The organism is Peribacillus sp. N1 (assembly GCF_054600815.1).
This window is the reverse complement of the sequence record NZ_BAAHZO010000018.1, coordinates 1-8,854: the sequence shown is the minus strand read 5'-3', so window position 1 is coordinate 8,854 and position 8,854 is coordinate 1. Positions and strand designations below refer to the sequence as shown.

Here is an 8,854-nt window from a genome sequence, read left to right as displayed (position 1 = left end):
GACAAATGAATATGAAGCACCAAGAAATGAAGTAGAAGAAGCTTTGGCAAGGGTCTGGAGTGAAGTATTAAAAGTAGAAAAAGTAGGAATAAATGATAACTTTTTTGACCTTGGAGGCCATTCTCTAAAAGCCACAGTACTTCAATCAAAAATTCATAAAGCATTGAATAAAGATATACCGCTTAAAGATCTATTTGGGTTGCCGACCATAAAAGAACAAAGTGCATTTATAGAAGATAAGGAAGAAACTATTTATACAAAAATAACAACAGTAGAGGAAAAGGAATACTATGAAGCATCCTCAGCACAAAAAAGAATGTATATGTTGCAAGAGTTTGATAGAGATAGTATTGCCTATAATATTCTGGGAGGCCTAGATATATCGGGTAATCTGGATATTGCTAGATTAACAGAAACATTTACAAAGTTAATTGAGAGACATGAAGCATTAAGAACAAGTTTTCATGCAAAAGAGAATATGATCGTACAAAAATTGCATAAATCAGAAGAAATGGAGTTCAGAGTAGAAAAGATAAAAGTCGAGAACGAGGAAGAAGTAAAAGAAAAAGCGATTGAATTCATAAAGTCATTTGACTTAGAGAAGGCCCCGTTACTAAGAGTTTCTCTGCTAAGTCTAGAGAAAGACAGACATATTCTGCTGTTTGATATGCATCATATCATATCAGACGGGTTCTCTATGAGCATCTTAGCTAAAGAATTTAGCAAGCTATATGCTGGAGAAGACTTAGAAGAACTTAAAGTGCAATATAAGGATTACTCGGCATGGCAATTGAAGAAAAAAGAAAGTGAGGAGTATAGAAAACAGGAAAAATATTGGCTCAAGGAATTTAGTGGAGAGCTGCCGGTATTAAATTTACCTACTGATTACTCAAGACGATCAAAAATCGATTTTAGTGGAAGTAGTGAATCTTTCACACTGGATAAAGAAATAACTCAAAAGTTAAGAAGTGCAGCAAAAGTAACTGGAAGCACCTTGCATATGGTGTTATTAGCGAGCTTTAATATTTTCCTAGCAAAATATAGTGGACAAGAAGATTTTGTTGTTGGAACCCCAATAGCTGGAAGAAATCATAGAGATTTAGAAAATATAATTGGTATGTTTGTAAATACGTTAGCTATAAGAACGAGTGTAGATAGTAAGTTAAATTTTATAGAATATTTGGAATCCGTAAGAGAAAAGACATTAAGTGCTTATGAAAACCAAGATTATCAATTTGAAGATTTAGTAGATCAAGTAACTGTCAATCGAGATTTAAATAGTAATCCCTTATTTGATGTGATGTTTGTATTACAAAACATGGATGAAGCGAAATTGGAGATAGAAGAATTAACCTTTAAACCCTATCACTTTAGCGTCGATGTTGAAAAGTTTGACATAACCATGACCGCGATAGAAGGAGAACATGAGATAAACATCGATTTAAGTTATTCAACCAGCCTATATAAGCATGAATCGATAGAAAGAATGGTAAGTCATTTCGTAAACATCGTGAAAGAAATCACAAAAAATGTGGAGATTAAACTTAAGGATATTGAAATACTAAGCAAAGATGAGAATGATATGCTCTTGACAGAGTTTAATGATACAGTAGCAGATTATCCAAGAAACAAAACGATACACGAACTTTTTGAAGAACAAGTAAAAAGGACACCAAATCATATTGCTGTAGTAATTGGCGATCAAGAGCTAACTTATAAAGAACTTAATAAACGGGTTAATTCCTTGGCTAGAGTCTTAAGAGAAAAAGGTGCAGGACCTGAAGTTATTGTAGGGATCATGGCAGATCGTTCTATTGAAATGATCGTAGGAATCATGGCTATATTAAAGGCTGGCGGAGTATACTTGCCTATGGATCCAGACTATCCAAAGGATCGAATAGAATATATGTTACAGGATAGTCAAACCAGAATATTATTAACTACAAAAGGGCTAGCTGATCATATAGAAACGGATGTAGATATGATCGATTTATTGGATAACGATTTATTTGAAGGAGATTCAAGTAATCTAAATCTAGTAAATACTCCACAGAATTTAGCGTATATTATTTATACATCTGGAACTACAGGCAATCCTAAAGGTGTAATGATTGAACATAAGAACGTGGTAAGGTTATTGTTTAATAATAAAAAGAAATTCGATTTTAATGAAAAAGATGTTTGGACAATGTTTCATTCCTATTGCTTTGATTTTTCTGTTTGGGAAATGTATGGAGCATTGTTATATGGAGGAAAGCTGGTTTTGGTTCCAAAAGTGGTAGCCATGGATACAGAGGGATTTTTAAAAATCCTAAAAAAAGAAAAGGTTACAGTCTTAAATCAAATTCCAACTCCTTTTTATAGCCTCATGAATAAAGAACTAGCACACAGTGAAAAAGAACTGAATTTAAGATATGTCATATTCGGTGGAGAAGCATTAAAGCCGAAAATGTTAAGAGAATGGATAAAAAAATATCCTGAAACAAAATTGATTAATATGTATGGAATAACAGAAACAACCGTTCATGTAACCTATAAAGAAATTGGAGAAAAAGAAATAAACGAAGGGGTAAGTAATATAGGAAAGCCTATCCCTACACTAACTGCCTATATAATGGATGAAAATTTAAGACTTTTACCAGTGGGTGTCCCAGGAGAGCTTTGTGTTGGCGGCGATGGGGTTGCAAGGGGCTATTTAAATAGGAAGGAACTGACCCAGCAAAAGTTTGTAACGAACCCTTACAGAATAGAGGAAAGAATATATAGGTCTGGTGACAAAGCTAGATTACTTCATAATGGAGATATAGAATATCTAGGCAGAATCGATTTTCAAGTTAAAATAAGAGGCTTTAGAATAGAACTTGGAGAAATTGAGAACAGCCTGTTAAAAGTAGAAGGTATCACAGAAGTAATCGTAATAGATAAAGGTGAGAATGAAAATAAGTATCTATGTGCCTATTATGTGGGGAAAGAAGAGTATAGCGCAGGAGAACTAAGAGAAAACCTTAAAAAGTCCTTACCAGACTATATGGTACCGTCATACTTTATAAAGCTGGAGGAAATGCCATTAACGTCTAATGGAAAAACAGATAGAAAATTCTTACCAGATCCAGAAGGTGAAGTTCTTACTGGAGCAGAATACGAGGCACCAAGAAATGAAATGGAAGAAAAATTAGTTCAAATATTTCAGGCTGTATTAGGTGTAAGCAATATAGGTATAAATGATAACTTTTTTGAGCTTGGAGGACATTCATTAAAGGCCACAGTACTTATTTCAAAAATTCATAAAGAATTGAACAAAACTGTGCCACTTAAAGAGATCTTTGAGTCACCAACAATAAAAGAGCTAAGTGCATTTGTTGAAAATGAGAAAGAGAGTATTTTCCTTGAAATAGAAAAAATAAGCGATGAAGGGAATTACGAAACATCATCTGCCCAAAAAAGAATGTATATGCTGCAGCAGTTTGACAAGAATAGCATAGCTTATAATATGCCAATAGCATTTGAGTTAAATGGAAATATTAATAAAAAACAAATAGAAGACACATTTAGGAAACTTGTTAAAAGACATGAAGCATTAAGAACCTATTTTGAAATGAATGAAGATCAAATTGTACAAAGAATCGATCATTCTTATGAATTTAAGTTAGAGGTAAGACAAGAAAACGAAGATATAGATACGATCTTAAATAACTTCATAAGACCATTCGATTTAAGTAAAGCTCCATTATTAAGAGTGGAACTCGTGGAGAGTAAAGATAAAACATACTTACTGATAGATATGCATCATATTATTTCAGATGGAGTATCTTGTAATATTTTAATAAACGAGTTTATAGAGTTATATAACGGGAACGAATTAAAACCACTAAAGCTACAGTATAAAGACTTTGCAGAGTGGCAGAATAAGTTCTTAAATTCGGAAGAAATGAAAAGACAAGAAGAGTATTGGTTAAATATCTTTGGTGATGAAATACCAGTATTAAATATCCCTACTGATTATAAAAGACCAGCCATTAAAAGTTTCGAAGGTGATAATGTAGGGTTTGAGTTGGATGAAAAACTGATCGAACAATTAAAAGAGCTTACAAAAGAAACAGGAACAACCATGCATATGGTATTACTATCAGCATTTTATATATTACTATCTAAATACAGCAGGCAAGAGGATATCGTAATCGGTGTACCGGTGGCTGGAAGATCTCATGCAGATCTCCAAAATATAATGGGTATATTTCTAAATACATTGGCATTAAGGATGAAACCAGAGGGTGGTAAGAAATTTACAGAATTCTTTAAAGAGGTAAAAGAGAATTCTATTAAGGCATATGAAAATCAAAGTTATCCATTTGAAGCATTAATAGAAAAGATAGATGTGAGAAGAGCTGCTAGTAGAAACCCAATGTTTGATGTCATGTTCAATATGGTTGACATAGAAACGGAAAGTATGAATGAATTCGATGGATTTATATTGAAAAAATATAATGATGAATACAGGACATCTAAGTTCGACTTAACATTGAATGTAACACAATCGGACAAAACATTACGCTTTACTTTAGAGTACTGTACAAAATTATTTAATAAAGAAACAATAGAAAGATTAGGCAAACATTTTATTAGAGTATTAGAAAATGTAATGGATAATACGGAAGTAGAACTAAATCAAATAGACCTGTTAACAGAAGAAGAAAAGGTCCAACTATTATATGAGTTCAATAATACAAAAGCTGATTATCCCAAGGGAAAAACGATACAGCAATTATTTGAGGAACAGGTGGAAAAAACACCCGATCATATTGCCATTGTATTTGAAGATAAAAAGTTAACTTATAGAGAGTTGAATGAAAGAGCTAATAGACTTGCAATAGAGTTACGAAATAGAGGAGTTAAAGCTGATACAATAGTAGGGATAATGGTGGAAAGATCTCTTGAGATGATAATAGGAATAATAGGTATTTTGAAATCAGGAGGGGCATATTTACCTATTGATCCAACGTATCCAAGGGAAAGAATAGAATATATGTTAGAAGACAGTAAGTGCCAGATAATACTAAGTGAGACAAGTTTACTAGATATGGTGAAGTTTAAAGGATCTGTTCTGGATTTATTTAACTGTGACTTATTGTGTGGAGAATCAAGAAATCCAGAGAAAATCAATAGTTTTAAAGATTTAGCATATGTTATTTATACGTCAGGATCAACAGGTATGCCTAAAGGTGTAATGATAGAACAACAACAGGTAAATAATTTTATCCATGGAATAAAGCAAGAAACTAAATTGAATTCATATCAAAATATATTATGTATTACAACATTATGCTTTGATATCTTTGGACTAGAAACCCTAGTACCATTAACAAATGGATTAAAGGTTGTAATTGCAAGCAGCGAAGAAAGTGTTGATGGTAAGAAACTGGCAAGAATTATGGATGAAAATAAGATAGAAGTCATGCAAAGCACCCCTTCAAGATTGAATATACTGTTGGAAAATGAAGATTTTCAAGAATCCATTAATCATTTGAAATTAGTATTAGTAGGCGGAGAAGAGGTAGCATCAAGTTTATTTAATAAGTGGAATAAGTACAATCATACAAAAATTTACAATGTATATGGACCAACAGAGACAACAATATGGTCAACAATAAAACTTCTAGAACAAGATGAAAAAATAACAATTGGCAGACCAATCAGTAATACAAGCATCTATATATTAAATAAGGATAAACAAATGCCTATAGGAGTTGAAGGCGAATTATGTATTGGCGGGGATGGTGTAGGAAGAGGATATTTAAATAGAGCAGAATTAACAGCAGAAAAATTCGTAGAAAATCCTTTTGAACCAGGAAAGAAAATTTATAGAACTGGGGACCTAGCAAAATGGCTGCCTGATGGAAATATAGAGTTTGTGGGAAGAATAGACAATCAAGTGAAAATAAGGGGCTTTAGAATCGAGCTTGGAGAAATCGAGAACCGAATACTGCAGCATGATGAAGTGAAGGAAGCAGCAGTTGTGGTAAAAGAAGATAAAGAAAATGAAAAGTATATCTGTGTGTATGTGGTAAGTGATAAAGAAATAAAAGATTTGAAATTAAGGGATCTTTTACGAGGAAGCCTACCAGAATATATGATTCCTTCTTATTTTGTTCAAATTGAAAAGATGCCGTTAACTCCTAATGGAAAACTTAATAGAAGAGCACTTCCAGAACCGAATGTAGCAGAAAAGACCAATGAATATGAGGTGCCAAGAAGTGAATTAGAAAAGGTTCTAGCAGAATTATGGAGTGCAGTATTAGGAATAGAAGAAATAGGAATTAATGATAACTTTTTTGAGCTTGGAGGTCATTCTCTAAAAGCTACCATTCTTTTATCAAAGATTCATAAAGTATTGAATAAAGAAATACCACTAAACGAGATATTTAGTCTACCAACAATAAAAGAACTAAGTGAATTTTTAGAAGGTCAAGAGGAAAATGTTCACTCAAAAATAGAGAAAATAGAATATGGGGATATATATTTAGCTTCATCCGCACAAAAGAGAATGTACATGCTGCAGCAATTTGATAAAGATAGCACAGCTTACAATATGCCAACGGCGTTTGAGTTAGATGGAAATATTAATATTAAACGAATAGAAGAAACATTTAAGAAACTGATTCAAAGACATGAAGCATTAAGAACTTCTTTTGAAACGAATCAAGATGAAATCGTACAAATAATTGATCATTCTTATGAATTTAAGTTAGAGATCAGACAAGAAAGCGCAGATCTAGATGCGATCATAAATAAATTCATAAAGCCATTTGATTTAAGTAAAGCACCACTATTAAGAGTAGAAATGGTAGAGAGTGAAGAAAAAACATATTTATTGATAGATATGCATCACATCATATCAGATGGAGTATCTGGCGGTATTTTAGTGAATGAGTTTATCGAGTTATATAAAAGAAGAGAATTACAACCATTAAAATTGCAGTATAAGGACTTTGCAGAGTGGCAGAATAAATTCTTGAAATCAGAAGAAATGAAAAAACAAGAAAAGTATTGGTTAAATATGTTTAGAGAGGGGATACCTGTATTAAATTTCCCTGGTGATTATGAAAGGCCGGCCACTCAAAGTTTTGCAGGTGATACTTTAAGTTTTGAAGTAGATGAAAAGACTACAGAACAATTGAGAAATCTTGCTAAAGAAACAGGAACAACGATGCATATGGTGTTACTATCAGGGTTTTATATACTGCTGTCTAAGTATAGTGGACAAAAAGATATCGTAATCGGAATACCGATAGCAGGAAGATCACATGCAGACCTTCAGAATATAATGGGAGTGTTTGTAAATACGTTGGCGCTAAGAAATAAGCCTGAAGGAAATAAAATGTATGTGGATTTCTTAAAAGAAGTAAAAGAAAACTCTCTATATGCACATGAAAATCAAAATTACCAATTTGAAATGTTAATTGAAAGTCTAGACTTAGTAAGGGATACAAGTAGAAACCCATTGTTTGATGTTATGTTTGATATTGCAGCAATTGAATCAGATCGCGATATGAAAGTGGATGGTCTTATATTAAGACCTTATAAAATGGAAAACAAAATATCAAAGTTTGACCTAAATTTAGAAGTAGTAGAATATCCAAAAACACTTGAAATCGTATTATCGTATTGTGTAGAGCTGTTCCATAAAGAGACTATCGAATTTTTATTAGAGGATTACGATTCCATCCTTAAAACAATAACCAATGATCGAAATGTAACATTAAACAATATAGAGTTGAAAAACTTAAAGAATAATGATCCAAAATTAGAGTTGGATTTATTTGAACATTTCTCGTTATAGGAGCATTTTCGACTTTTCTAATATATCGAATTGCGATGAGCAAGTTCATTTAGTTATGAATTCCTTGTAGACATAAAGAATCTGTTCTAAATGGAGTAGTGGGCATGATCAGCTGTTTCCCTTACGAAACACGAATAATCGTTTCATCTTTGGGTGGAGCGCATGCCCACAAAGACTCCAACTGGAAAATTTTACATGGATGTTTCACACCAAGCGTTAAGAATTATATGTTTAGATAGGTGGTTAAGAGATATTATGAAGGAAATGAAAGAACATGATCCAATTCAATATTGGAGAGAAGCGATTCATATAGCAAAAAATAGCGAAGGAAACACATGGGGTCATGGGGAAGATTCACATGAAGCAGGTCAGTATGAAATCACCATTGATAAATGTTATTGTGACAGGCTAAAAGAAATATGTAAAGATAATGATCTTTTATCTTTTACTTTTATCGTATCGGCATTCAAGGTTAGTTTATCAAAATATTTGTCTGAAAAAGATATCACCATTGGTATTCCTTGTTATAGGCCTGTAGGAAGAGTGATGTTAAATAAAGTATTACCGTTAACATCTCATATAGATTATGATCAATCATTTTCGAACTACATGATGAGCATTAAGGGTGAAATGCTGCAAATATATAAGAATCAATCCTATTTAAATACAAAGATATTACAAGATGAAAATATCAATAATTTGATGGAACTAACGCCGATAAATATATCAATGAAGGGGTTACATCAGGAAAAAGATATTGACTATATACTAAGTTCAAGCAAAAATCAATTATCATTTATACTTGAATCAACTCAAAATGAATCAAGTAACATAAAGGTTATCTATAACAAAAAACAGCTTTCCGAGTTTGATGTCAGGATTTTGACTGATAGCTTTTTTAATGTTTTCAAATCAGTACTAGTAAATTATAATCAGAAAATATCAGAATTAGAGCTATTATTAGAAGAAGAAAAGAACCAATTATTAAAAGAATTTAATCATACAGATGCGGAATAT

2 protein-coding genes are annotated in these 8,854 nt (G+C 32.3%); both read left to right on the top strand.

What is annotated here, in order from left to right; all coding sequences use genetic code 11:
- Nucleotides 1–43 precede the first annotated feature (43 nt).
- Nucleotides 44–7,837: an amino acid adenylation domain-containing protein gene (locus ACYP5M_RS26440; RefSeq protein ID WP_459735728.1), complete on the top strand. Its 7,794-nt coding sequence runs from the start codon at nucleotides 44–46 to the stop codon at nucleotides 7,835–7,837.
- A gap of 162 nt (nucleotides 7,838–7,999) precedes the next feature.
- Nucleotides 8,000–8,854: condensation domain-containing protein (locus ACYP5M_RS26435; RefSeq protein WP_459735727.1), on the top strand; the 855-nt coding region annotated here is incomplete at its 3' end.